Genomic DNA, 25,341 nt, shown 5'->3' with positions numbered 1-25,341 from the left:
AAATCCAGCCCCGCCGGGCGGCACAGGTCCGCGCAGCTCCGCGAAATCCTGCCCCGCCGGCGGTCCGGCTCTTGAGCCTCGCCCGGCAAAGTCCAGCCCCGCCGGCGAGGGAGGCGCGGCGGGGCCGGCCCCGGAACGGCGCTGCCGGCTACGCCTCGTACGGGCGGGCCCGCCAGGGGGCCAGGGCCGGGCGGAGGGCTTCGACGCCGCCCTCGGAGGCCAGCGCGGCGGACAGCGCCAGGACGCCCGTCACCAGCCCGGGATTGCCCAGCTCACCGGCGAGGATCCCGCGTACCAGGTCCCCGAGCGGCACACGGGCGATCTCCATGTCCGCCTCCTCGTCCGAGACCGCGTACCGCTCCCCCTCCGCCTCCGCGAGGTCCCGCGCCAGGAAGACCCGTACCGCCTCGTCCGAGCCTCCCGGGGAGGTGAAGAAGTCGACCAGCACCCGCCAGTCCCCCGCCTTGACGTGCGCCTCCTCGTACAGCTCCCGCTGCGCCGCGTGCAGCGGGTTCTCCGCCGCCACGTCCAGCAGCCCGGCCGGCAGCTCCCACAGCCGGTGTCGCACCGGGTGCCGGAACTGCCGCAGGACGAGCACCCGCTGCTGCTCGTCGAGGGCCAGCACGCACACCGAGCCGGGGTGCACCTGGTAGTCGCGGCGCACCACCGAACGGTCGGGCATCCGGACCTGGTCCGATTTGACGGAGGTCTTCGCGCCCTCGAACGGGGTGCGCGAGGCGACGACCTCCCACGACTCCGGTGTGTCCACGATGTCGTTGCCGATGTCGTTGCCCATGGCCATGGCCGATACCTTCCCGAGAACGCGACAGCCGGGGCACGATCCGTGCCCCGGCTGCCTACGTTATGCGGTCAGACGCTCACTTCGCGGACTGCTGCCGCTCCACGGCCGCCTTGACCAGGCCCGCGAACAGCGGGTGCGGGCGCGTGGGGCGCGAGCGCAGCTCCGGGTGGGCCTGGGTGGCCACCAGGTAGGGGTGCACCTCGCGCGGGTACTCGACGTACTCGACGAGCTTGTTGTCCGGGGAGGTGCCGGAGAAGACGAGGCCCGCCTTCTTCTCCAGTTCGCCGCGGTAGGAGTTGTTGACCTCGTAGCGGTGGCGGTGGCGCTCGTCGACGTACGCCTGGTCGCCGTAGACCTCGCGGACGATCGAGCCCTCGGCGAGCTTCGCCGGGTACATGCCCAGGCGCATGGTGCCGCCCAGGTCGCCGGCGCCCTCGACGAAGGCCAGCTGCTCCTCCATGGTCGAGATGACGGGGTGCGGGGTGGAGGCGTCGAACTCGGTGGAGTTGGCGTCCTCGATGCCCGCCAGGTTCCGCGCCGCCTCGATGACCACGCACTGCAGGCCCAGGCACAGGCCGAGCAGCGGGATCTTGTTCTCGCGGGCGTAGGTGATCGCGCCGACCTTGCCGTTGACACCGCGGTCGCCGAAGCCGCCGGGCACGCAGATGGCATCCACGTCGCCGAGGACCGCGGCGGCGCCCGCCGGGGTCTTGCAGTCGTCGGAGGTGACCCACTTGATCTGGACCCGGGCCTTGTTGGCGAAACCGCCGGCGCGCAGCGCCTCGGTCACCGACAGGTAGGCGTCGGGCAGGTCGATGTACTTGCCGACGAGCGCGACCTTGACCTCGTGGTCGGGGTTGTGGACGCGGTCCAGCAGGTCCTCCCACACCGTCCAGTCGACGTCGCGGAAGGGCAGGTCGAGCTTGCGCACGACGTACGCGTCCAGGCCCTCGGTGTGCAGCACCTTCGGGATGTCGTAGATCGACTTGGCGTCGATGGCCGCGACCACGGCCGCCTCGTCCACGTCGCACATCAGCGAGATCTTGCGCTTGATGGAGGTCGGGACCTCGCGGTCGGCGCGCAGCACGATCGCGTCGGGCTGGATGCCGATGTTGCGCAGGGCCGCGACGGAGTGCTGGGTCGGCTTGGTCTTCAGCTCGCCGGAGGGGCCGATGTAGGGCAGCAGCGAGATGTGCACGACGAAGACGTTGTCGCGGCCGACCTCGTGGCGGACCTGGCGGACGGTCTCCAGGAACGGCAGCGACTCGATGTCGCCGACGGTGCCGCCGACCTCGGTGATGACGACGTCGACGTCCTCGGTCGCCATGCGGCGGATGCGGTGCTTGATCTCGTTGGTGATGTGCGGGATGACCTGCACGGTGTCACCGAGGTACTCGCCGCGCCGCTCCTTGGCGATGACCTGCGAGTAGACCTGGCCGGTGGTGACGTTGGCCGAGCCGTCGAGGTCGACGTCGAGGAAGCGCTCGTAGTGGCCGATGTCCAGGTCGGTCTCGGCGCCGTCGTTGGTGACGAACACCTCGCCGTGCTGGAACGGGTTCATCGTGCCCGGGTCGACGTTCAGGTACGGGTCGAGCTTCTGCATCGTGACCCGGAGACCGCGCGCCTTCAGCAGCGCACCCAGGCTGGAGGCCGTCAGGCCCTTGCCGAGGGAGGAGGCGACACCCCCGGTGACGAAGATGTGCTTGGTCGTCATGGCTGTGCTGTTTCGAAAAGCAGCGGGCGGCATCGCCAAGAGGGGGCTCCCGTGGTCGCGAGGTGAGGTGCGTCCGGCGCCGGCCACCGTCGATCCGGAAGGGTCTCAGGGTCTCAGGGGGCGCCGAAGCTGCGGTTTCGGGGCTCCTGATTCGCACAGGCAGACCACCGGTCCACGGGGTACCAGCCTATCAGCGCCCGGGCCGGTCCGCCTCCGGCCACGCGGCGTCAGCGGCCGGTAGCAGGGCGCCGAAGTGCGACGGGCCGACGCGGTGCCTGCTCACCCGTTCGGCCCAACGCCATTCTTCCGCGGCTTAAGGAGATCACTAGGGTGCCGTCATATCCTGCTCGGATATTGCGAACATCACCGCCGGGCAGTCCGTCAGACGGCCTAACCGAGCCGATATGCGGAATCATGGGCTCAACGCGGAGATCCCCACCCACAGGTGACCGCGCAAACGCGCAATGCAAGCGCCCTTCGGGGCGGACGTGGCCGTTCGACTGGAGATGCAACGTGTCCGGGCGCATCGAGGATTACGCACTGATCGGGGACATGCAGACCGCGGCGCTGGTCTGCCGGGACGGGGCGGTGGACTGGCTGTGCCTGCCCCGCTTCGACTCGCATGCCGTGTTCGCGAGCATTCTCGGCACCGAGGATCACGGGTTCTGGCGGATCGGCCCGGCGTACCCGGCCGGCTCCGAGGCCCCGCGTGCCGACCGCCGCCGCTACCGCGGTGACTCGCTGGTGCTGGAGTCGGAGTGGGACACGCCCCGCGGAAAGGTGCGCGTGATCGACTTCATGCCGCCCCGCGAGGACCACGCGCCGCAGCTGATCCGCATCGTGGAGGGCGTCAGCGGGCGCGTCCCGATGCGCTCGGCACTGCGGATGCGCTTCAGCTACGGGCGGGTCGTGCCCTGGGTCCACAAGGTCGACGGGCGCACGGTCGCCGTCGCCGGCCCGGACTCGGTCTGGCTGGACACCGAGGCCCAGACCTACGGCAAGGACCTGACGACGTACTCCGACTTCACCGTCGGACCCGGCGACCGGATGGCCTTCAGCATCAGCTGGCAGCCCTCGCACAAGGGCGCGCCGGAGCTCCCCGACGCCGGGGCGGCGCTGGAGTCGACCACGGAGTTCTGGCGCGAGTGGGTCGACCAGTGCACCTACCACGGTCCCTACCGGGAGGCCGTGGTCCGCTCCCTGATCACGCTCAAGGCCCTCACGTACGGCCCCACGGGCGGGATCGTCGCCGCGCCGACCACCTCCCTGCCCGAGGAGATCGGCGGGGTCCGCAACTGGGACTACCGCTACACCTGGCTGCGCGACGCGGCGATCACCCTCTCCTCGCTGCTGCGCACCGGCTACCGCGAGGAGGCCCGCGCCTGGCGCGAGTGGCTGCTGCGCGCGGTGGCCGGGGACCCGGAGAACCTGCAGATCATGTACGGGATCGCGGGCGAGCGGGAGCTCGGCGAGACCGAGCTGGACTGGCTGCCCGGCTACGAGAACTCCCGCCCGGTCCGCGTCGGCAACGGCGCCGCCGGCCAGCTCCAGCTCGACGTCTACGGCGAGGTCACCGAGGCCCTGCACCTCGGCCACATGACGGGCCTGGCCCGCAGCGACTACGCCTCGCTGCTCCAGCTCAAGCTGATCCGCTACCTGGAGACCCACTGGGACCAGCCGGACGAGGGCATCTGGGAGGTGCGCGGCCCGCGCCGCCACTTCGTGCACTCGAAGGTGATGGCCTGGGTGGCCGTGGACCGCACGATCAAGCTGATCGAGAGCGGGGACGCGGACGGCCCGCTGGAGCGGTGGCGCGAGCTGCGCGACGAGATCCACCAGGACGTCTGCGAGAAGGGCTACGACAAGGAACGCAACACCTTCACCCAGTCGTACGGGTCGAAGGAGCTGGACGCCTCCCTGCTGCTGATCCCGCAGATGGGCTTCCTGCCACCGGACGACAAGCGGGTCATCGGCACCATCGAGGCGATCCAGCGCGAGCTGTCCACGGCCGACGGGTTCATCCTGCGCTACCCGACGGCGGGCGAGGAAGCCGGCGTGGACGGCCTGGAGGGCGACGAGGGGGCCTTCCTGGCCTGCTCGTTCTGGATGGCCGACGACCTGGCGATGATCGGCCGGGTGGACGAGGCGCGGCGGCTCTTCGAGCGGCTGCTGTCGCTGCGCAACGACCTGGGTCTGCTGGCGGAGGAGTGGGACCCGCGGCTGCAGCGGCAGGTGGGGAACTTCCCGCAGGCCTTCAGCCACGTTCCGCTGATCGACACGGCGCTGCGGCTGACGGCGAGCGGGGCGTACGGGGGGTAGCGCGCTCCCCGGGCACGAGCGGGGCCCGGCTCGGGGCCCGTTCGGGCGTACGGGGGCGCGGGCCGTTCACCGCGCCCCTCCGCAGCACGCCCCCTACGCTGGAAGGGTCCTTTGCCCTGCGGTGGAAGGGGCTGTGATGGCTCCCCTCTCGAAGGCGGGTGCGGCGCTGACCGCGCTCCGCGAGGACCTGTCCGGCGAGGTGTTCACCCCGCAGGACCCGGGGTACGACGGCGCCCGGACGGTCTTCAACGCGATGATCGACCGCAGGCCCGCCGTGATCGCCCAGTGCGAGAGCACGGCGGACGTGGTGACCGCCGTGCGGTTCGCGAGGGACCTCGACCTGAAGGTCGCGGTGCGCGGCGGGGGCCACAGCGTGGCCGGGATGGCCCTCAACGACGGTGGCCTCGTCGTGGACCTGCGCCGGATGCACGAGGTGACGGTCCATCCGGCGGCCAGGGCCGCGCACATCGAGGGCGGGGCCACGATGAGCCACCTGGACCGGGCCTGCCAGCCCTACGACCTGGCCACCACCGGCGGCCGGGCCTCCACCACCGGAGTCGGCGGTTTCGTGCTGGGCGGCGGGACCGGCTGGCTGGACCGCACGTTCGGCCTGGCGGTGGACAACCTTTTGGGTGTGGACCTGGTCACCGCGGACGGCGAGCTGCTGCACGTGACCGCCGAGGACCATCCCGAGCTGTTCTGGGGGTTGCACGGCGGCGGCGGGAACTTCGGCATCGCCACCTCGCTGACCCTGCGCCTGCACGAACTGGCCGCCATGTCGATCGCGTTCGTGCTCTACCTGCCCGAACGCGGTCCCGAGGTGGTCCGCGCGTTCCGGGAGCTCATCGAGGCCGGACCGCCGGAGGCCTCCGGCGCCGCCCTCTACATGACCGGCCCGCCCGAGGACTTCGTACCGCCGCACCTGGTCGGGCTGCTGCTGGCCGGCGTGCTGCTGACGTACGCGGGCCCGGAGGAGGAGATGCGCGAGCTGGCGCGGCCGCTGCTGGCGATCCCCCACGAGTCCGAGATCGTCACGGGCATCCCGTACGCCGACCTCCAGTGCATGATCGACGACCCGCCGGGGATGCGGAACTACTGGTCGGCGGAGTACCTCACCGGCGTCCCGGACGAGTTCGTCGACGTCTTCTGCGCCCGCGCCGCGTCCATGCCGGTGCCGACCGGCACCCAGCACCTGGTCTTCCCGCAGGGCGGCGCCATCGCCTCCGGCCCGGCCGAGTACCCGGTGCCCTACCGTGACGCGCCCTGGGCGGTGCACCCGTTCGGGATCTGGGAGGACGAGGCCGACGACGAGAGGTGCCGGCAGTGGGTCAAGGACGTCCGGTCCGATTCCGAGCCGTGGAGCACCGGCGCGGTGTACCTGAACTTCACCGGGGACGAGGGCGGGGACCGGGTGGTCTCGGGCCTCGGCAGCGCGAACATGGAGCGGCTGGGCGCCCTGAAGCGGCAGTACGATCCGGACAACGTCTTCCGCTTCAACCACAACATCCGGCCGACCTGAGGCTCAGGTGAGGGCGGTGATCACCTCCCGCGCCGCCCGCTCGCCCTCGGTGGCGCCGCCTTCCATGAAGCCCTGGAAGTCGTAGCTGCAGTGCTCGCCGCCGATGTGGATGTTGCCCTGTGCGGTGCCCTCGTACTTGGCGTAGCGGTGCAGGTAGCCGGTGGGCCAGTACGAGTACGCGCCGAGCGAGTACGGGTTGCGGTGCCAGGCGGAGAGCTGGGCCCTGCCGGTCCAGACGGCCTTGGTGCCCGGGTAGAAGGCGTCGATGCCGGTCAGCACGCGGCCGGCGAGGGCGCGCACGTACGGGTCGGTCTCGGTGGCGAATGGGGCCGCGGGGGTGAGCGACCCGGCGAGGGTGCCGCCGCCGTACTGGAGCAGGATGCCTCCGGTGCCGGGCTGGACCTTGGTGGTGTCCCAGGTCTGCTGGACGTCGGAGTCGGTGAAGCAGTCGCCCGCGGAGACCCCCGGCCAGGGGCCGGTGCCGCGCCAGGGGCGGGCGGTGAACTGCATGTTGAGCTTGGTGCAGTAGCCCATCCGGGCGTCGCGCAGCAGGTTCCGCATGAGCGGGTCGAAGCCGGCATGGGAGGTGTCGATGCGCTGGAGGATCGGCAGGGGCAGGCACAGGATCGTGTGGTCGGCGAGGGCCGTGCGCGTGGATCCGGAGTCGTGGAAGGTCAGCGTCTGGGTGCCGTCGGCGTTGGCCCGTACGGCGACCAGCTCACGGCCCATCACGATCGAGCCGGCGGGCAGGGCGGCGGCGATGGCGTTCGGAAGCCGGTCGTTGCCGCCGGTGATGTGGTAGCGCTCGTTGGACAGGCCCCAGACGTTGAAGTTGCCCGGGTTGGGCTGGTAGCCCAACAGCAGGACGAGGGCGAGCGCGGACTGCCGGTTCGTGTCCGCGCCGTACTCGACGTTGTAGGCCACGTCGATGAAGCGGCCGAGCCGCGAGCCGTGGCCGCCGGGGATCCGGCTCTCGATCCACTCGTACAGGGTCATGTTGTCGAGGGCGTGCCGGCCGGGGTGCTGCTGTTCCAGGAGACCTCCCCGGCTTCCTGGAGGTCCCGGCGCAGGGCCTGGTAGACGGCTTTGAAGTCCTCGTCGGCCTGGGTGCGGGAGTAGTACTCCCCGCTGAACCAGAGGACTTCCTCCGCCCCGTTGGGGCCGCCGCCGAGGAAGTCCTCGGTGGGCAGGTTGAACCGGCGGCAGAGCTCCAGGATCTTCTTGTGACTGGTGTCGATCAGCTCGCCGCCGATCTCGGAGGTCTGTCCGTACGCCCAGTGGCCGCGCTGGGTCCACATCCGGCCGCCGACGCGGCCCGGGTCGGCCTCGTACAGGGTGCAGTCGACGCCCGCGTCCTTGAGGGTGAGGGCGGCGGTCAGGCCGGAGATGCCGGCGCCGACGACGGCGACGCGGGCCGGGGCGGTGGGCTTTTTGTCGGGGGTGGCCTCGGCGGCGTGGGCGGCCCCGGCCGCGGAGCCGGCGAGGGCGGTACCGAGGCCGAGGGCGGCGGCGCGGCCGAGGAGTTCCCGGCGGGTGGATCCGCGGACCTCGGCGGCGGGCATGCCGAGGCGGGCGGCGGCCGCGTGCTCCGCGGCGAGGCGGCGCAGGGCGTGCATGAGGGGCGTACGGGCCATGGCGGGGCTCCTCAGAGGTTCGCGGGGGTGGACGAGGGGGCGCCCTGTCCGGGCAGGGCGGTCGGGTGGGGCAGGCCGCCAGCGTCACCGGACGCGTCGACGGGGCGCTCGGCGGCGTCCTCCAGGACGATCCGGCCGATGATCTCGTAGCGCGCGGGGGCCTTCGCCTTGAGCCGGAGACCGAGGCCGAGGCCTCCCAGGAAGACCGCGCCGACGATCCACGGGATCAGCTTGAAGAAGACCGATCCGGCGGCGCTGCCGGCCGCGGTCTCCATGTTGAGGACGAGCAGGACCACGACGGCCGTCATTCCGATGCCGCCGAGCAGCGGGGCGGTGAAGGTCCTGAACCAGTGCCGGTCCTCGGGGTGGTTCTTGCGGAAGTAGCCGATGACGGCGAAGGAGCACAGCGTCTGGACGATCAGGATCGCCATCGTGCCGAGGATCGCGAGCAGCGTGTAGAGGTGCAGGTACGGGTCCTGCCCGGTGGCCCAGAAGCCGACGACGAGCGCGGTGGCGATGGCGGTCTGCACGACCGAGGCGATGTACGGGGAGCCGTGCCCGGGGTGGGTGTGGCCGAGCTTCGGCGACAGGAAGCCCTCGCGGCCGATGGCGTAGAGGTAGCGGGCGGCGCACTGGTGGAAGGCCATGCCGCAGGCGAAGGAGCCGGTGAGCAGCAGCCACTGGAAGGCGTCGACGGCCCAGGCGCCGATGAAGGTCCGGGTGGGGGCGAAGAACAGGTCGAGGGGGCTGGCGGAGGCGGACAGCTCGACGGACTCGGCGAGGCCGTTGCCCGCGATGGTCATCCAGGAGACGTAGATGTAGAAGAGGCCGACGCCGACGACGGAGACGAGGGTGGCCTTGGGGATGACCCGCTTGGGGTCCCGGGACTCCTCGCCGTACATGGCGGTGGACTCGAAGCCGACCCAGGACCAGAAGGCGAAGAAGAGGCCGAGGCCGGCGGAGGTGCCGGTGAAGGCGTTCTTCGGGTTGACGGGTTCGAGGGGGATGCCCTCCGGTCCGCCGCCGGCGATCAGGACGGCGGTGGCGACGGCGAAGAGCACGGCGATCTCGGCGACGAGCATCACGCCGAGCGCCTTGGCGGTGAGGTTGATGTCGAAGTGCGCGAGGGCGGCGGTGACGGCCAGCATGGCGGCCGCGTAGACGATCCAGGGCAGGTCGACGCCCAGCTGGTCGTGGACGGTGGTCTTCGTGAAGTAGGAGAACACCCCGACGATCGACGCCTCGAAGACGATGTAGGCGAGGACGGCGAGCATGCCGGAGGCCATGCCCGCGATCCGGCCGAGGCCGTGCGAGATGTACCCGTAGAAGGCCCCCGCGGCGGTGATCCGCTTGGCCATCGCCACGTAGCCGACCGCGAAGACGGTCAGGACGAGGGTGGCGAAGAGGTATCCGGCCGGGGCTCCGGTGCCGTTGCCGAAGCCGACGGCGATGGGGAGGTTGCCCGTCATGGCGGTGATCGGGGCGGCGGTGGCGACGGCCATGAAGACGACGCCGACGAGGCCGACCGAATTGGCCTTGAGTCGCTGGACCTGCGGAGCCGCGGGCGTCGGGGATGCGCCGCTGGTCGTGCCTCTGCTCATGGCGTCCTCTTCCTGTGTCGGGAGGCCGCCACTCTTCACCTGGGTGACGCAGACCACAATCGGCACGCGGTCCGATAATCCCCTTGCGGAGAAGACGAGTTGTCGGTCCAGAAGAGGGGCAGATCGGGCTTTGTAACCGCCAGGTGATGTCCCCGGCACATGCGGCCCGGTAGCGTCCCGCGATATGGACGACCAGGGCGGGATCACGGTTCAGCGGGCACTTGAGCTGCCGGGGCTGCGCAGCGGCCTGCCCGAGGTGGTGGCCGGCGCGGACCGCCTCGGCCGGACCGTCCGCTGGGTGCACGCCGGCGAGGTCCCGAACATCGCCTCCCTGCTCAAGGGCGGCGAGCTGCTGCTGACCACGGGGCTGGGCCTCGGCACCCGGCCCGCCGAGCAGCGTGCCTTCGTACGCCGCCTCGCGGACCGGGGGATCGCCGCGCTGGTCGTCGAGCTGGGTCCGCGCTTCACCCGGCTGCCCGCCACGATCGTGGAGACCGCGCGCACGGCGGGACTGCCGCTGGTCCAGCTGCACCGGGAGGTCCCCTTCGTCGCCGTCACGGAGGAGGTCCACACCGAGATCGTCAACCACCACTACGCGCTGCTCCAGCGGGCCGAGGAGGTCCACCGGCGCTGCACGGAGGCCCTGTTGGGCGGCGGTGGCATCCCGCAGGTGCTGCGGATCCTGGCCGACTTCACGGGGAACCCGGTCTTCCTGGAGACCCCCGACGGTCAGCTGCTGTACGCGGCCGGCAGCGCGGCGGGGGACGCGGGCGCGGACCCGTTGCAGGTGTGGGAGGGCCTACGGGGCCAGCGCGAGGCCGAGCCGTCGGCGAACACGGTGGTGGTCGACGTTCCGGGCGGCGGCCACGGCACGGGCTCGGTCCGGGCCCGCGTCGTCCTGGTCGGCGTCTCGGCGCCGCTGCAGCCGGTGCACCGGATGGCGGCGGAGCGCACGGCCGGCGTGCTGGCCGTCGTGCTGATGCAGGCGCGACAGGAGGAGGAGTTGGCGGCGCGCGGCCGCGGCGACTTCCTGACGGACCTGGCGGAGGGCCGCATCTCGGCGGAGGACGCCCCCGCGCAGGCCCGCGTCCTGGGCTTCAAGCCGGGGGCGGGGCCGCTGCTGCCGGTGGTCATGCGGCTCTCCTCGGACCTCGGGCCGTCCGGGAACTGGGCCGTGCTGGCCCGCGCGGTCCTGGAGGAGCTGTCGTCCGTCGGGGTGCCGGTCCTGCTGGGCGTCCGCCCGGTCGAGGGCCGTGTCCCGCTCCTCGTGTCCCTCCGGGCGGAATCGGAACGGACGGCGGTGGCGGACCGGGTCTCGGCCGCGCTGCGGGCGGGCGTCGAACGCGCGGGCCTGGACCGGGCCGTCGCCCCGCCGGCCGTGGTCGTCGGCGTCGCGGGCGGCTGGGCGGCCGCGTCGGCGGGGCTGCGGCACGCGGCGGAGACGGCCACGGCGGCGCACGGCCTGCCGGCCCGGCCCTGGTACGACGCGCGGCGGCTGGACATCGACCTGCTGCTGTGGCGGCTGCGCGAACACCCCGACCTGGCGGCCTTCGTGGACCGGGCGATCGGTCCGCTCCGCACCCACGACACCACGTCCCGCCCGCCGCTCCTGCCCACCCTGGAGACGTACCTGGCCCACGCGGGCCGCAAGGCGGAGACGGCCCGCGAGCTCCACCTGAACCGGCAGACCCTCTACAACCGCCTGGCCCGCATCTCCGAACTCCTGGGCACGGACCTGGACGACCCCGAAACGGTCCTCTCCCTGAGCCTGGCCCTCCGCGCCCGCCGCCACACCCTCTCCTGACGGCCCCTACCCGCCCTTCCACCTTTCCCCGGGGCTCCGCCCCGGACCCCGGTCCTCGAACGCCGGACGGGCTGAAAGCTCCAGCCCCGCCGGCGTTTGAGGCGCGGGGTCCGGGGCGGAGCCCCGGGGCTTTTGGCTGCGACCCGCCGGGAGGCTACCGGCGGCGCTCCATCAGTTCGTCGTAGACGGACAGCACCTGCGCGACGGTGTCGTCCTCGGACGGCCACGTCGCCGCCTGCGCCCGCCCCGCCACCGCCAGCGCGGCCCTCCGCTCCGGGTCCGCCAGCAGGCCGGTCACGGCCGAGGCGAGCGCCGCCGCGTCCCCCGGCGGGACGAGCACCGCGCCCTCCCCCACCAGCTCCGGCACGCCCCCCACCGCCGTGGCCACGAGCGGCACCCCCACCCGCAGTGCCTCCTGCGCCAGCAGGGCCCGCGCCACGCGCCGGCTCGGCAGCACCGCCAGGTCCGCCGCCGCCAGCAGCTGCGCCGCGTCCCGGCGGCGCCCGAGCAGCCGCACGGAGAGCCCCTCGGCCTGGATCCGCCGCGACAGTTCGGTTCTGAGCGGCCCCTCTCCGGCGATCACCAGCAGCGGGGCCGGCTCCAGCGTCCGCCACTCCCGGGCCGCGTCGAGCAGCAGGGAGTACCCGCGGTGCGGCACCAGGCTGCCCACGGTGATCAGCAACGGCCTTTCGACCGCGCCGAGTTCCGCGCGCACCTTGCCCGGGTCCGGCGCCTCGGGGCCGGCCGGACCCGCCGGTACCGCCACCGGTGCCAGTCGTGCGTCCCGGGCACCCCGCAGCCGCGCGAGGTCCACCAGGTCCGAGGAGGCCCCGAGGACGACCGCCGCGGCCCGCGCCACGTGCCGTTCCAGCAGCCGGCCCAGCCGCCCCAGGGCGCCCGCCTGCGCGGGCCCGTCGCCGTGCCAGCTCACCACCAGTGGCACCCGGCGCCCCCGCATGGCCAGGGCGGCGCGCAGCCCGGCGCGCACCCCGTGCGCGTGGACGACGTCGGCGCCGGCGCACGCGGCCCGCAGGACGCTCACGGCGTCGGGCGCGAACTCCGCCCCGGCGCCGGTGAAGTCGTACTCCCCCTCCGCCTGGACGGGCGCGCACACGGTGACCCGTACGCCGCGCGCGGCGAGCCCGGTCGCGAGCGACCGCACGTGCGCGCAGCTGCCGGCGCCCGCGCCGTCGCCGAGTACCTGGACGGTGCGGAGCGGCGGGCGCCCGTAGGGCTGGGCCGGGAGGGAGGTGGAGACCGGGGAGCTGCTCACGGGCCGAAGCTCCAGGGTGAGGGAGTCAGAGACGTCGCCAAGGATGCCAGCCCGCACGCGCGTTCCGGGACCATACGGGTGCGGATCCCGTACGAGATACCTCCGGACGCCCCCCAGCCTCACCCACACGGCCTAGTGTCGCGTCACCCCGGCGGGCTCCCCCCGCCGGCTCCCCGCGGCGGCCGCGTGCCGCGCGCCCGGCCCCCGGCACGGCGGAGGGCCCGCCGCGCCGTGCGCGCCGGGCCCTCCCGCGGCCGTGTGACCCTGCGCGGCTCAGGCGTCCGCGCGCGCCGCCGCCAGCAGTTCCTCGGCGTGTGCCCGCGCGGAGACCGAGTCCTCGTGCCCCGCCAGCATGCGCGAGAGCTCGCGGATCCGGGCCTCGCCCTCCAGGACGGTGACCCCGCTCCTGGTGACGGACCCGTCGTTGGTCTTCTCGACGAGCAGCTGGCGGTCGGCGAAGGCCGCCACCTGCGGCAGGTGCGTGACGACCACGACCTGCGCCGACTTGGCGAGCTTGGCGAGGCGCCGGCCCACCTCGACGGCCGCCTTGCCGCCGACCCCCGCGTCGACCTCGTCGAAGAGGTAGGTCGGCACCGGGTCGGAGCCGGCGAAGACGACCTCGACGGCGAGCATCACCCGGGACAGCTCACCGCCCGAGGCGCCCTTGGCGATGGGTCGCGGCTGGGCGCCGGGGTGCGGGGCCAGCAGCAGCTCGACCTCGTCCGCGCCCGAGGGCCCGTAGGCGACCGGACGGCCGCCCACCTCCACTCCGTCCGGGTCCTCGGCCTGCCGGACGTCGATGGTCACACGGGCGTGCGGCATGGCCAGCGAGGCCAGCTCGTCCGTCACGGCGGAGGCGAAGCGGGTCGCCGCCTCCACCCGGGCGTCCGTCAACGCCTGGGCCAGCAGCGACAGTTCGGAGCGCAGCCCGTCACGCTCGACGGTCAGCTCGGTGATCCGCTCGTCGTCGCCGTCCAGTTCCAGCAGCCGCGCCGCGCCCTGCTCGGCCCACTCCAGTACGGAGTCCACGGTGCCTTCGGTGCCGTACTTGCGGGTCAGCTGGGTCAGGGCCGCCCGCCGCTCCTCGACGGCGGCCAGCCGCAGCGGATCGGCGTCCAGGTCGTCGGCGTAGCCCGCCAGCTCCCCGGCCACGTCGGACAGCAGGATGCCCAGCTCCCCGATCCGCTCGGCGAGCGCGCCGAGCGCCGGGTCGTGCGACCGTACGGATTCCAGGGCGCGGTGGGCTCCCGCGACGAGCATGTTGGCGTCGATGGCCTCGGGGTCCTCGGGATCGCCCGCGAGCGCCCGGTGCGCCAGTTGCGCCGCCGAGGCCAGTGATTCGGCGTGGCCGAGCCGTTCGGCCTCGGCCGCCAGCTCGGTGTCCTCGCCGGCCACCGGTTCCACGGCCGCGATCTCGTCCAGTCCGAAGCGCAGCAGGTCGGCCTCCTGGGCCCGCTCCCGGGCCCGGGTGGTGATCTCCTCCAGCTCGACGGCGACGGAGCGGAGCCTGCGGTAGGCGGATCCGTACTTCTCCAGCGGGACGGCGACGGCGTCCCCGGCGTACCGGTCGAGCGCCTGCCGCTGCCGGGCCGGGCGCAGCAGCCCCTGCTGGTCGGTCTGGCCGTGTACGGCGACCAGGTCGTCCGCGAGTTCGGCGAGCAGGCCGACGGGCACGGACCGGCCGCCGACGTGGGCGCGCGAGCGCCCCTCGGCCGACACGGTCCGGCTGATCAGCAGGGCGCCGTCGTCGAGCTCCGCCCCGGCTTCCTCGGCGCGTACGGCGGCGGGCGCGCCGGGGCGCATGACGATGCGACCCTCGACGACCGCGGCCTTGGCCCCGATCCGCACCAGGGCCGGGTCGGCGCGACCGCCGAGCAGCAGCCCGAGGCTGGTGACGACCATCGTCTTGCCCGCGCCGGTCTCGCCGGTCACCGCGGTGAAACCGGGCGACAGCTCGACCACCGCGTCGTCGATGACCCCGAGCGACCGTATCCGCATCTCCTCAAGCACGGGACGACGATACCGAGGTTTCACCGGTGCCATGTGACGTCACCCGCCCCGAGTTCTCCGAACGGATGTGCTATTAAGCACGAACGGCGACACGCCGGGACTCCGGCTAGTGGGGCGCTCCACGCCAACCCGACACCGGCAGCGCGAACTTCGCGACGAGCCGGTCCGTGAAGGACGCGTGGTGCAGCCGGGCGAGCCGCACGGGCACCGCCCCGCGCCGGACCTCCACGCGGGCCCCGGACGGCAGCTCCAGCATCCGCCGGCCGTCACACCACAGCACGCCGTGCGGGGTGCCGGCCTGCACCTCCACCGCCAGCACCGAGGTGGGCGAGGTCACCAGCGGCTTCGCGAACAGCGCGTGCGCGCTGATCGGCACCATCAGCAGCGCCTCCACCTCCGGCCAGACCACCGGCCCGCCCGCGGAGAAGGCGTAGGCCGTCGAGCCCGTCGGAGTAGCGCAGACGATCCCGTCACAGCCGAAGCCGGTCACCGGGCGCCCGTCGATCTCCAGGACCACCTCCAGCATCCGCTCCGGGGACACCTTCTGGACCGCGGCCTCGTTCAGCGCCCAGTCCCGGTGGACCACGTCGCCGTTCGTGCGCACGACCACGTCGAGGGTCATCCGCTCCTCGACCTCGTACGAGCGCGACACCACCCGGTCCACGACCTTGTCCAGGTCGTCGCGCTCGGCCTCGGCGAGGAACCCCACCCGGCCCAGGTTGACGCCCAGCATCGGCACCCCCGAGGCGCGCGCCAGCTCCGCGCCCCGCAGCAGGGTGCCGTCCCCGCCCAGCACGATCAGCAGCTCGCACCCGTCGAGCACACCCGGCGTGGACTCGGTGACGAGCTCCACCTCGGGCGGCAGCGGCAGGTCCACCGCCTCGTGCGCGAAGACCCGTACGCCCAGCCCGCAGCGCAGCAGTCCCTTGACGACCAGCTCCGCGCTGCGGATGGCCGCCGGCCGTCCGGTGTGCGCGAGCAGGAAGACGGTGCGTTCCCCCGTTGAATCTGTCACTGCGGCCCCTCCGCCACTGCACGGTCAACATCCGCCGGGTCGAGGGCCGGTGCCCCCGCCCGCAGCCACAGAAAGTACTCGACGTTGCCCGAGGGTCCCGGCAGCGGACTCGCCGTGACCCCGAGAACGCCCAGACCGAGCTTCGCCGCCTGCGCCGCGACCTCGCGCACGGCCTCCGCCCGCAGCTCCGGGCTGCGCACCACGCCGCCGCTGCCCAGCCGGTCCTTGCCGACCTCGAACTGCGGCTTGACCATCAGCACCAGGTCGGCGGCCGGCGCGCAGCAGCGTACGAGCGCGGGCAGCACCAGCCCGATGGAGATGAAGGACAGGTCACCGACGACGAGGTCCACCGCGATCCCGTCGATCTGCTCGACCGTCAGCTCGCGCACGTTCGTCCGGTCCTTGACCGTGACCCGGTCGTCGCTCTGCAGCGACCAGGCGAGCTGCCCGTAGCCGACGTCGACGGCCACCACGTGGGCGACGCCCACGCGCAGCAGCACGTCGGTGAACCCTCCCGTGGAGGCCCCGGCGTCCAGCGCGCGACGGCCCTCCACGCGCAGCCCCTGCGGCTGGAAGGCGGCCAGCGCACCCGCGAGCTTGTGGCCGCCCCGCGAGACGTAGTCGGGATCGCTGTCGTCCTTGAGGACGACCAGGGCCGCGCTCGTCTCGACCTGGGTGGCCGCCTTGGTCGCGGTGGTGCCGCCCACGGTCACCCGGCCCGCGGCGATCAGCTGCGCGGCGTGCTCCCGCGAGCGGGCCATGCTGCGGCGTACCAGTTCGGCGTCCAGGCGGCGGCGTGCCACTCCTGCCACGATCGGTTCAGCTCCTGTTTTCGTACGGACCAGGGACGGGCGGTGCGTCCAGCGCGGTCAGCGCCTCGCGCAGCCCCCGGTGGACATCCTCGTACACCTCGGCGTGTCCGTCCGCCGCGAGGTGGTCCGCGTCCGCCAGCCGCGCCAGGTGCGCGTCCACGCCGGGGTGCCCGGTGGGTGTGCGTACGACGCCCAGCGCCACGGGCCCCGCGGGCCCGGCGGAGGCTTCGCCGTCGGCTTCTGCTGCGCCCTGGGCTTCGTCGGTCATGCCCCGACGCTACCCCGAAGCGCCCCGCGACCACGTACGCCTCTGCGGTACGGTCGTGATCACGATGGCTACGATCCAGGAGTGCCGCGAAGCACTCGACACGCTTTCCGACAATCTCGCGCGGGCCGACGACGGCGTACGCGGCGCGGCCGCGCTCGACCGCTCCCTGAGCTGCCACATCACGGACCTCGACCAGACCTTCACGGGGCGCCTCCACGCGGGTCGCATCCGCGTGGACGCGGTCGCCCCCGGCCCGCCGGCCGCCAAGGCGGAGATCCGCCTCGCGATGACGGGCGACGACCTCCTCGCCCTGGTCGCGGGCGACCTCAAGTTCGCCAAGGCCTGGGCCTCCGGCCGGGTCAAACTCGAAGCCGGCTTGCGTGACCTCCTCCGGCTCAAGAGCCTGCTCTGACCTTCGGCCCCGCAGCCGCTACTCCGCGCGGGCCACCACCCGTGCCCGCCGGGCCGCCGGAATCACCAGCGGCGTCCCCGTCTCCGGGTCGTCGATGATCTGGCACCTCAGGCCGAACACCTTCTCCACCAGCTCCGCCGTCACCACCTCCGCCGGCGGTCCCTCCGCCACGACCTTCCCGCCCCGCATCGCGATCAGGTGCGTCGCGTAACGAGCCGCGTGGTTCAGGTCGTGCAGCACCGCGACCAGCGTCCGCCCCTGGTTCTCGTGCAGCTCCGCGCACAGGTCCAGCACGTCGATCTGGTGCTGGATGTCCAGGTAGGTCGTCGGCTCGTCGAGCAGCAGCAGCGGCGTCTGCTGCGCCAGCGCCATCGCGATCCACACCCGCTGCCGCTGCCCGCCCGACAGCTCGTCCACGGCCCGGTCGGCGAGTTCGGCGACCCCGGTCGAGGCCATGGACTCGTTCACGACCCGCTCGTCCTCGGCCGACCACTGCCGCAGCAGCCCCTGGTGCGGGTACCGGCCGCGCGCCACCAGGTCGGCCACCGTGATGCCGTCCGGCGCGGTCGAGGACTGCGGCAGCAGCCCCAGGGTCCTGGCGACCTTCTTCGCCGGCATCGACCCGATGGCCTGCCCGTCCAGCAGCACCCGCCCGGCGGACGGCTTCAGCAACCGCGACAGGGCCCGCAGCAGCGTGGACTTGCCGCAGGCGTTGGGGCCGACGATCACCGTGAAGGAGTGGTCGGGGATCTCCACCGACAGGTCTTCGGCGATGACCCGCTGGTCGTAGCCGAGCGTCACGTTCTGCGCGGTCAGCCGCTGCACTGGGGTACTCCTCGTCAGGTTCATATACGTCCTGCCTTGCGCTCGGTGACGAGCAGCCAGAGCAGGTAGACACCGCCGACCAGCCCGGTCACCACGCCCACCGGCAACTGGTCGGCGCCGAAGGCCCGCTGCGAGGCCCAGTCGGACACCATCAGCAGCACCGAGCCCATCAGGGCGGCCGTCAGCAGGTTCCCGCCGGGCGCGCGGGTGAGCCGCCGGGCCAGCTGCGGCGCGGCCAGCGCGACGAAGCTGATGGGCCCGGCCGCCGCGCTCGCCGCGGTGGTGAGCAGGATCGCCGCGAACATCAGCAGCAGCCGCGTCCGCTCCACCGGCACCCCGAGGGCGTACGCGGCGTCGTCGCCCATCTCCATCATCCGCAGGGCCCTGCCCTGCCCGAGGACCAGGGGGAAGAGCACCGCGCAGACCGCGAGCAGCGGCCACACCTGCGCCCAGTCGCGGCCGGCCAGCGAGCCGGTCAGCCAGACCATGGCGCGGGTGGCCTCGATCATCTGGGCCTTCGTGATCAGGTACTGGATCACGGCGATGAGCATGGCGGAGGCGCCGATGCCGACCAGCACGAGCCGGTAGCCCTGGATGCCCCGCTTGTACGCCAGCAGGTAGACGGCGGCTCCGGCCAGCAGGCCGCCGACCAGCGCGCCGACGGCCACCTCGGTGGCATCGCCCTTGAACAGGATGATGACGACGAGCGCGCCGACCACCGAGCCGTACCCGAAGCCCAGCAGGTCCGGGGAGCCGAGCGGATTGCGGGAGACCGACTGGAAGACCGCGCCGGCCATTCCGAGGGCGGCCCCGACGAGCAGGGCGACCAGGACCCGGGGCAGCCGCAGGTCGTTGACGATGAAGTCGTCGGCGGGGGTGCCGGCGCCCAGCAGGGTCCGGACGACGTCCCACGGTGCGATCTCGAAGTCGCCGGTGCCGATGAGCAGCACGGCCAGGGCGAGCGTCGCGGCGGCGAGCAGGAGCCCGACGGCCAGCGGGCGCCCCTCGACGCGCAGCGAGATCCCGCCGGGCAGGTGCATCGGGCGGGGCCCGGACCGGCCCTTGCACGGTGCGTCGTCGACGGTCGCGGTCACGGTCACAGCTGGGCCATCCTCTTGCGCCGAACCAGGTAGATGAAGACGGGGCCGCCGATGAGCGCGGTCACGACGCCGACCTGCAGTTCGGCGGGCCGGGTGACGACGCGCCCGACGACGTCGGCGCCGAGCAGCAGGACGGGCGACAGGACGGCCGAGTACGCGAGCACCCAGCGCATGTCGGGACCGGTGAACGCCCGGACGAGGTGCGGGATCATCAGGCCGATGAAGACGATGGGCCCGCACGCGGCGGTCGCCGCACCGCACAGCAGGGTGATGGCGACCACGGCGGCGACCCGGGTCCGCGTCAGGTGCGCCCCGAGCGCCCGCGCCGTGTCGTCGCCCATGGCCATCGCGTTCAGCGGCCGGCCGAGCGACAGCGCGAGCACCGCGCCGACGATCAGGAAGGGCGCCACCTGGCGGACGGTGTCCATGTTGGCCGAGGCCAGCGAACCCACCGTCCAGAAGCGGAGCTTGTCCAGCGCCTTGCTGTCCATCAGCTGTACGGCGTTGATGTAGCCGACCAGGGCCGCGCTGGCCGCCGTACCGGCGAGCGCGAGGCGCACCGGGGTCGCGCTGCGGCTGCCGCCGAGCACGTACACGACGACCGAGACGACGGCGGCGCCGAGGAACGCCCACCACACGAACTCGCGGACGGACGTCGCGCCGAAGAAGCTGATCGCGGAGACCACGGCGGCCGCGGCGCCGGCGTTGACGCCGAGGATGCCGGGCTCGGCCAGCGGGTTGCGGGTCAGCGCCTGCATCACGGCGCCGGACAGGCCGAGGCCCAGCCCGACCATCAGCCCGAGGAGGGTGCGCGGGACCCGCAGGTCCCGCACCACCACGTCGGAGGGCGTTCCCGCGTAGGCGAACAGCCCGTGCCAGACCTCGTCCAGGGGCATCTGCCGGGCGCCCACGGCGATGCTCACGACCGCGATCAGCGCGAGCACCGCGAGGGCGGCCAGCAGACCGGCGAGGCGCGCGGCATGCCGCGGGCGGGCGACGGCGGCCCGTTCGGGCGCCGCGCTCGGTTCGGATTCAGGGGGGCTCTCGACCAACACGCGAGTTAGGTTAGCCTACCCTGCGCCTCGCGCGGATCACCTGTTCGGCCCTAAAGGCCCAGCCTGGCCAGCGCCTTCGCCGCGTCCAGCGTGCAGACCCCGTCCCCGGCCGCCGTCCAGGCCGCCGCGCACAGCGCCCGCAGCCCGTCGACCGGGTCCCCGCCCTCCCCGCGCAGCTCCAGCACACCGCGGTTCAGCGCGACCGCGGTCCAGCCGCCGCAGCGGAACCCTTCCGCGACCGGCTCCACCTCCGGCTGCCCCGTCAGCAGTCCCCGCAGGTCCCGGTCCACGTACGTCGGCCGGTGCCTCGGCTCGGCCCGCACCAGCTGTTCGGCGTCCGTCACCCCGGTCAGCACCAGCAGCGAGTCCACCTCCCCGTTGAAGGCACCCTCGATGTCCGTGTCCAGCCGGTCCCCGACCACCAGCGGCCGCTCCGCCCCCGTCCGCAGCACCGTCTCCCGGTGCATCGGGGGCAGCGGCTTGCCCGCCACCTGCGGCTCCGCGCCCGTGGCGATCCGTACGACCTCCACCGCGGCCCCGTTGCCCGGCCCGATCCCCCGCGTCCCCGGGATCGTCAGGTCGGTGTTCGACGCGAACCACGGCACCCCGCGGTTGATCGCGTACGAGGCCTCCGCGAAGCGCCCCCAGGGCAGTTCGGGACCCCCGTACCCCTGCACCACCGCCGCCAGGCCCTCCTCCTCGGCGGACTCCACCGGCACCAGCCCGCGCTCGCGCAGCGCGACCCGCAGCCCTTCCCCGCCGATCACCAGCACCTTCGATCCCGGCTCCACCTGCTCCGAGATGAGCCGGGCCACCGCCTGCGCCGAGGTGATCACCTCGGCCGCCTCCGTGGGGATGCCCAGCTCGCCCAGGTGCTCCGCGACGGCCTCCGGGGTCCGCAGCGCGTTGTTGGTGACGTAGGCGAGGTGCATGCCGTCGGCCCGCGCCGCGGCCAGGGACTCCACGGCGTACGCGATGGCCTCTCCGCCCGCGTACACCACTCCGTCGAGGTCCAGCAGGGCCGTGTCGTACGCCTGGTGCAGACTCTGCTCACTCGCCGCGGGACTGGTCCTGCTCTGCCGGGTCATCGCGTCCGCTCCTCTCGGTGCCCTCCCGGCGCCGGCCGGGGGAGATCGATCTTGTCCGATTCTGCACTGCCCCGATCATCCCGCATGGCGAGACGCGACTTACCATGCACCAATGACCACACCTGGCACCGCGGACCAAGGGCTGCGACTGATCCCGTTCCATGGCCTGCGTTACGTCCCGGAGCGTGTCGGCAGCCTCGCCGCCGTCACCTCGCCGCCGTACGACGTGGTCGTGCGCCCCGACGGAGTCGACCACCTCGAATCCGCCGATCCGCACAACATCGTCCGCCTGATCCTCCCGCAGGCGGGTACCCCGGCCGCGCGCAACGAACAGGCCGCCCGCACCCTTCAGGACTGGCTCGCCGGGGGCATCCTCAGCGCCGACCCGGAGCCCGCGCTCTACGTGTACGAACAGCGCAGGGCCGGTCTGCTCCAGCGCGGTGTCATCGGCGCCCTCGCCCTGTCCACCGCGGACGCGGGGATCGTCCTCCCCCACGAGGACGTCATGCCGGACGTGGTCACCGACCGGGCCGGCCTGATGCGGGCCACCTCGGCCAACCTCGAACCGCTGCTCCTCACCTACCGGGGCGACGACCCCGGCACGGGCGCGGCGGCGGTCGTCGAGCGTACCGCGCAGCGCGCGCCCCTGCTGTCGACGACCACCGAGGACGGTTTCCAGCACCGCCTGTGGGCCATCACCGACCCGGACGAGCTCGCCGCCGTCACGGCGGACCTCAGCCACCGCCAGGCCCTCATCGCGGACGGCCACCACCGCTGGGCGACGTACCTGCGCCTCCAGGAGGAGCACGGCTCCCCCACGGCGTGGGACTTCGGGCTGGTCCTCCTCGTGGACACCGCCCGCTACCCGCTCCAGGTCCGCGCGATCCACCGGATGCTGCGCCGGCTCCCGGTCTCCGACGCCCTCGCCGCCCTCGGCGGCCACTTCCGCGTCACCCCGGTCGACGGACCGCTGCCGCTGGCCCTGGACGCCCTCGCCGACGCCTCGGAACGCGGCAACGCCTTCCTGCTCACCGGCGACGGCACCTTCCACCTGGTCAGTGATCCCGACCTGGCGCTCCTCGACCGCACGGTCCGCCACGACCGCCCGGAGGCCTGGCGCCGGCTGGACGCCACCGTGCTGCACGCGACCCTGCTGGACGCCCTCTGGCACGTGCCGGACGCCCCCGAGGAGATCACGTACATCCACGACGCCGCGTCCACCGTGGCCATGGCCGAACGCCACGGCGGCACCGCCGTCCTGCTGCACCCCGTACGGGAGGAAGTCGTACGGGACCTGGCCCGCCAGGGCGTCACCATGCCCCGGAAGTCCACTTCCTTCGGACCGAAACCGGCCACCGGCCTGGTCCTGCGCGGCCTGGGCTGAACCACCCCGGACACGGAAAAGGGCGGTACCCCACCGGGGGTACCGCCCTTTCTCATGCGTTCACCGTGCTTCAGGCGCGGTCGCGGCCCGAGTCCTGCACGGCGTCATCGACGTCGGCGTCGGCCGTGGACTGCTCCAGCGGCTCGTACTCCTCGTCGTCCTCGTCGTAGTACTCGGCGACGTCGGAGGCGCGCTCGGCCGCGGCGACCTCCGCCGCGTCCTCGTCGTCCTCGTCATCGTCCTCGTCGTCGATCCCGCCCTCGAGGTCGCCGTCGAGATCGGCGTCGCCGTCGACATCGACGTCGGCCAGGTCGACGGCGGCGTCGACGAACTCGACACCGTCGAGCTCGGCGAGACGGTCCGAGGCGTCGGTGGCCCCGTCCTTGTCCGCTTCGAGGGTCTTGCCGAACCACTCGCGCGCCTCGTCCTCACGGCCGGCCGCCAGCAGGGCGTCGGCGTAGGCGTACCGCAGGCGCGCGGTCCAGGGCTGGATGGAGCTGGAGGCCAGCTCCGGGCTCTGCAGGGTCACGATGGCCGCTTCGAGCTGCCCCTGGTCCCGCCGGGCACCGGCCGCGACCAGACGCATCTCGACCTGGCCGGCCTTGTCCAGCTTCTGCACCTCGGGCTCACCGGCCATGGCCAGCGCCCGCTCCGGACGGCCGAGGCCGCGCTCGCAGTCGGCCATGACGGGCCACAGCTCGACCGAGCCGGTCATGCGCTTGGCGGCACGGAACTCCGCGAGGGCCTCGCTGTACTTCTGCGTGGCGTACGCGGCGAAGCCGGCGGCCTCTCGGACGGCGGCGACGCGGGAGGCCAGTCGCAGGGCGATGCGCGAGTACGCGTACGCCTGCTCGGGGTCCTCGTCGATCAGCCGCGCGACCATGACCAGGTTCTTCGAGACCTCTTCGGCCAGGCCCTTGGGCAGGCTCAGCAGCTCCTGGCGCACGTCGGCGTCGATCTCGAGGCCGGTGACGTCCTCGTCGATCGGAAGGCGCTTGACCGGGTCGCGGTCGGAGCGGAAGTCGCGGTCGCCGCCACGGTCATCGCGACCGCGGTAACCACCACGGTCACCGCCGCGATCGTCACGGCCACCACGGAACCCGCCACGGTCGCCACCGCGGTCGTCGCGACGGGGGTACGAGGGACGGTCGCCACCACGGTCGTCGCGACGGAAGCCGCCGCCACCACCGCCGGTGGGACGGTCACCACGGTCATCGCGACGCGGGTACGAGGGACGCTCGCCACCGCGGTCGTCGCGACGGGGGTAGGACGGGCGGTCGCCGCCACGGTCGTCACGGCCACCGCGGAATCCACCACGGTCGTCATCACGACGCGGGTACGAGGGACGCTCGCCCCTGTCGTCACGACGGGGGTACGACGGACGGTCGCCACCACGGTCGTCGCGGCGGAAGCCGCCGCCACCGCCGCCGGTGGGACGGTCACCCCGGTCGTCGCGACGCGGGTACGAGGGACGCTCGCCACCGCGGTCGTCGCGACGGGGGTACGAGGGGCGGTCGCCGCCACGGTCGTCACGGCCACCGCGGAATCCACCACGGTCGTCATCACGACGCGGGTACGAGGGACGCTCGCCCCTGTCGTCACGACGGGGGTACGACGGACGGTCGCCACCACGGTCGTCACGACGGAAGCCGCCGCCACCACCGCCGGTGGGACGGTCACCCCGGTCATCCCGACGCGGGTACGAAGGACGGTCCCCACCGCGGTCGTCACGACGGGGGTAGGACGGGCGGTCGCCACCACGGTCGTCGCGACGGAAGCCGCCGCCGCCGCCGGTGGGACGATCACCACGGTCATCACGACGCGGGTACGACGGACGCTCGCCACCGCGGTCATCGCGGCGCGGGTACGAGGGACGGTCGCCACCACGGTCGTCACGGCCACCGCGGAATCCACCACGGTCGTCATCACGACGCGGGTACGACGGACGGTCCCCACCGCGGTCATCGCGGCGCGGGTACGAGGGACGGTCGCCACCGCGGTCGTCACGGCCACCGCGGAAACCACCACGGTCGTCATCACGACGCGGGTACGACGGACGGTCCCCACCGCGGTCATCGCGGCGCGGGTACGAGGGACGGTCGCCACCACGGTCATCGCGGCGCGGGAAGCTCGGACGGTCCCCGCCGCGGTCGTCGCGACGGAAGCCGCCGCCGCCAGTGCCACCGGAGGGACGGCCACCGCGGTCGTCGTCACGGCGGGGGTAGCTGGGACGGTCGCCACCGCGGTCGTCACGGCGGAAACCGCCGCCACCGCCGCCGGTGGGACGCCCACCGCGGTCATCGCGACGGAAGCCGCCACCGCCGCTGGACGGCCGGCCACTGGCACCACGGTCGTCACGACGGAACGGGGGACGGTCGCCACCACGGTCGTCACGGCCCCCGCGGTAGCCGCCCCTGTCACCGCCGTCGTTGCGCCGAGGCTCGCGCTCCGGACGATCGTCGGGAGAGTTGGACATGGGTGTGACTCCTGTCTTCGGGGTACCGCTAGTCATTCTCGCGCAACCAACCCATGGCCGCGCTTCGGCGTAAAGAGGTGAAACAAAAAGGACCCTTGGTCCAGCGTTGAACGCTGGACCAAGGGTCCTTTGAAAGATTGTTCGGCGGCGTCCTACTCTCCCACAGGGTCCCCCCTGCAGTACCATCGGCGCTGAAAGGCTTAGCTTCCGGGTTCGGAATGTAACCGGGC

The 25,341-nt window shown here is 73.0% G+C and carries 18 protein-coding genes, 1 rRNA gene and 2 pseudogenes; 5 read left to right on the top strand and 16 right to left on the bottom strand.

Annotation, left to right across the window (positions count from 1 at the left end; all coding sequences use genetic code 11):
• Positions 1-148 precede the first annotated feature (148 nt).
• Positions 149-802 (bottom strand): NUDIX domain-containing protein, encoded by a 654-nt coding sequence (locus ACFYP3_RS27190; protein WP_388837650.1) that lies wholly within the window; start codon positions 800-802, stop codon positions 149-151.
• 76 nt (positions 803-878) lie between these two features.
• On the bottom strand, positions 879-2,549 hold the full coding sequence (locus tag ACFYP3_RS27185; RefSeq protein ID WP_388837786.1) for a CTP synthase: 1,671 nt from the start codon (positions 2,547-2,549) through the stop codon (positions 879-881).
• Between the two features lie 480 nt (positions 2,550-3,029).
• On the opposite strand from ACFYP3_RS27185, the gene ACFYP3_RS27180 reads away from it, so the two are divergent.
• Together ACFYP3_RS27180 and ACFYP3_RS27175 are read left to right on the top strand one after the other, a co-directional pair.
• Positions 3,030-4,835 (top strand): glycoside hydrolase family 15 protein, encoded by a 1,806-nt coding sequence (locus ACFYP3_RS27180; RefSeq protein WP_388837647.1) that lies wholly within the window; start codon positions 3,030-3,032, stop codon positions 4,833-4,835.
• 136 nt (positions 4,836-4,971) lie between these two features.
• Positions 4,972-6,354 carry an FAD-binding protein gene (locus ACFYP3_RS27175; protein ID WP_388837644.1) on the top strand — a complete coding sequence of 461 codons (1,383 nt, stop codon included), beginning with the start codon at positions 4,972-4,974 and terminating at the stop codon, positions 6,352-6,354.
• Positions 6,355-6,357: 3 nt separating this feature from the next.
• On the opposite strand, the pseudogene ACFYP3_RS27170 reads toward ACFYP3_RS27175, so the two are convergent.
• Positions 6,358-7,916, bottom strand: a pseudogene (locus ACFYP3_RS27170) (flavin monoamine oxidase family protein).
• Between the two features lie 83 nt (positions 7,917-7,999).
• On the bottom strand, positions 8,000-9,589 hold the full coding sequence (locus ACFYP3_RS27165) for an APC family permease (protein WP_388837641.1): 1,590 nt from the start codon (positions 9,587-9,589) through the stop codon (positions 8,000-8,002).
• A gap of 184 nt (positions 9,590-9,773) precedes the next feature.
• Here ACFYP3_RS27165 and ACFYP3_RS27160 point away from each other — a divergent pair, with 184 nt between their 5' ends.
• Positions 9,774-11,393 (top strand): PucR family transcriptional regulator, encoded by a 1,620-nt coding sequence (locus ACFYP3_RS27160; protein ID WP_388837638.1) that lies wholly within the window; start codon positions 9,774-9,776, stop codon positions 11,391-11,393.
• A 154-nt stretch (positions 11,394-11,547) separates the two neighbouring features.
• On the opposite strand, the gene ACFYP3_RS27155 is transcribed toward ACFYP3_RS27160, so the two are convergent.
• From ACFYP3_RS27155 to ACFYP3_RS27135, 5 genes are all read right to left on the bottom strand, one after another.
• Positions 11,548-12,666, bottom strand: a complete 1,119-nt coding sequence (locus tag ACFYP3_RS27155; protein ID WP_388837635.1) for a glycosyltransferase family 4 protein — start codon at positions 12,664-12,666, stop codon at positions 11,548-11,550.
• A gap of 273 nt (positions 12,667-12,939) precedes the next feature.
• Positions 12,940-14,664, bottom strand: coding sequence for a DNA repair protein RecN (gene recN / locus ACFYP3_RS27150; RefSeq protein ID WP_388837783.1), 1,725 nt, complete (start codon positions 14,662-14,664; stop codon positions 12,940-12,942).
• 118 nt (positions 14,665-14,782) lie between these two features.
• Positions 14,783-15,691, bottom strand: a complete 909-nt coding sequence (locus tag ACFYP3_RS27145; RefSeq protein ID WP_388837632.1) for an NAD kinase — start codon at positions 15,689-15,691, stop codon at positions 14,783-14,785.
• On the bottom strand, positions 15,688-16,503 hold the full coding sequence (locus ACFYP3_RS27140) for a TlyA family RNA methyltransferase (protein ID WP_388837629.1): 816 nt from the start codon (positions 16,501-16,503) through the stop codon (positions 15,688-15,690). Before ACFYP3_RS27140 ends, ACFYP3_RS27145 begins: the two co-directional genes overlap by 4 nt.
• Before the next feature lie 7 nt (positions 16,504-16,510).
• Complete coding sequence (locus ACFYP3_RS27135) at positions 16,511-16,771, bottom strand: hypothetical protein (protein WP_388837626.1); 261 nt, start codon at positions 16,769-16,771, stop codon at positions 16,511-16,513.
• A 64-nt stretch (positions 16,772-16,835) separates the two neighbouring features.
• On the opposite strand from ACFYP3_RS27135, the gene ACFYP3_RS27130 reads away from it, so the two are divergent.
• Positions 16,836-17,183, top strand: coding sequence for an alkyl sulfatase C-terminal domain-containing protein (locus ACFYP3_RS27130; RefSeq protein WP_388837623.1), 348 nt, complete (start codon positions 16,836-16,838; stop codon positions 17,181-17,183).
• 18 nt (positions 17,184-17,201) lie between these two features.
• Here the strand turns inward: ACFYP3_RS27130 and ACFYP3_RS27125 are convergent, their stop codons facing one another.
• Genes ACFYP3_RS27125 through ACFYP3_RS27110 form a run of 4 tightly spaced genes read right to left on the bottom strand, consistent with a single transcriptional unit; the run spans position 17,202 to position 21,251 of the window.
• A complete protein-coding gene (locus tag ACFYP3_RS27125; RefSeq protein WP_388837620.1) occupies positions 17,202-18,032 on the bottom strand; it encodes an ABC transporter ATP-binding protein in 831 nt (276 codons plus the stop codon).
• Entirely contained in the window at positions 18,029-19,048 is a 1,020-nt protein-coding gene (locus ACFYP3_RS27120; RefSeq protein WP_388837781.1) for a FecCD family ABC transporter permease, read from the bottom strand. The genes ACFYP3_RS27125 and ACFYP3_RS27120 overlap by 4 nt, the downstream gene beginning before the upstream one ends.
• A 56-nt stretch (positions 19,049-19,104) precedes the next feature.
• Positions 19,105-20,163: a FecCD family ABC transporter permease gene (locus tag ACFYP3_RS27115; RefSeq protein WP_388837617.1), complete on the bottom strand. Its 1,059-nt coding sequence runs from the start codon at positions 20,161-20,163 to the stop codon at positions 19,105-19,107.
• Positions 20,164-20,213: 50 nt separating this feature from the next.
• Positions 20,214-21,251, bottom strand: a complete 1,038-nt coding sequence (locus ACFYP3_RS27110; RefSeq protein ID WP_388837614.1) for an HAD hydrolase-like protein — start codon at positions 21,249-21,251, stop codon at positions 20,214-20,216.
• Between the two features lie 112 nt (positions 21,252-21,363).
• Here ACFYP3_RS27110 and ACFYP3_RS27105 point away from each other — a divergent pair, with 112 nt between their 5' ends.
• A complete protein-coding gene (locus tag ACFYP3_RS27105; RefSeq protein ID WP_388837611.1) occupies positions 21,364-22,635 on the top strand; it encodes a DUF1015 family protein in 1,272 nt (423 codons plus the stop codon).
• Positions 22,636-22,705: 70 nt separating this feature from the next.
• Here the strand turns inward: ACFYP3_RS27105 and ACFYP3_RS27100 are convergent, their stop codons facing one another.
• From ACFYP3_RS27100 to rrf, 3 genes and pseudogenes are all read right to left on the bottom strand, one after another.
• On the bottom strand, positions 22,706-23,581 hold the full coding sequence (locus tag ACFYP3_RS27100) for a tetratricopeptide repeat protein (protein WP_388837778.1): 876 nt from the start codon (positions 23,579-23,581) through the stop codon (positions 22,706-22,708).
• 534 nt (positions 23,582-24,115) lie between these two features.
• Positions 24,116-25,147: pseudogene (locus ACFYP3_RS27095) on the bottom strand (hypothetical protein); the annotation flags it as partial.
• A 103-nt stretch (positions 25,148-25,250) separates the two neighbouring features.
• Positions 25,251-25,341 (bottom strand): 5S ribosomal RNA (rrf, locus tag ACFYP3_RS27090); the annotation flags it as partial.

This window comes from Streptomyces sp. NPDC005533 (assembly GCF_042871845.1).
Classification (GTDB): Bacteria; Actinomycetota; Actinomycetes; order Streptomycetales; family Streptomycetaceae; genus Streptomyces.
This window is presented reverse-complemented; position numbering and strand designations above follow the sequence as displayed.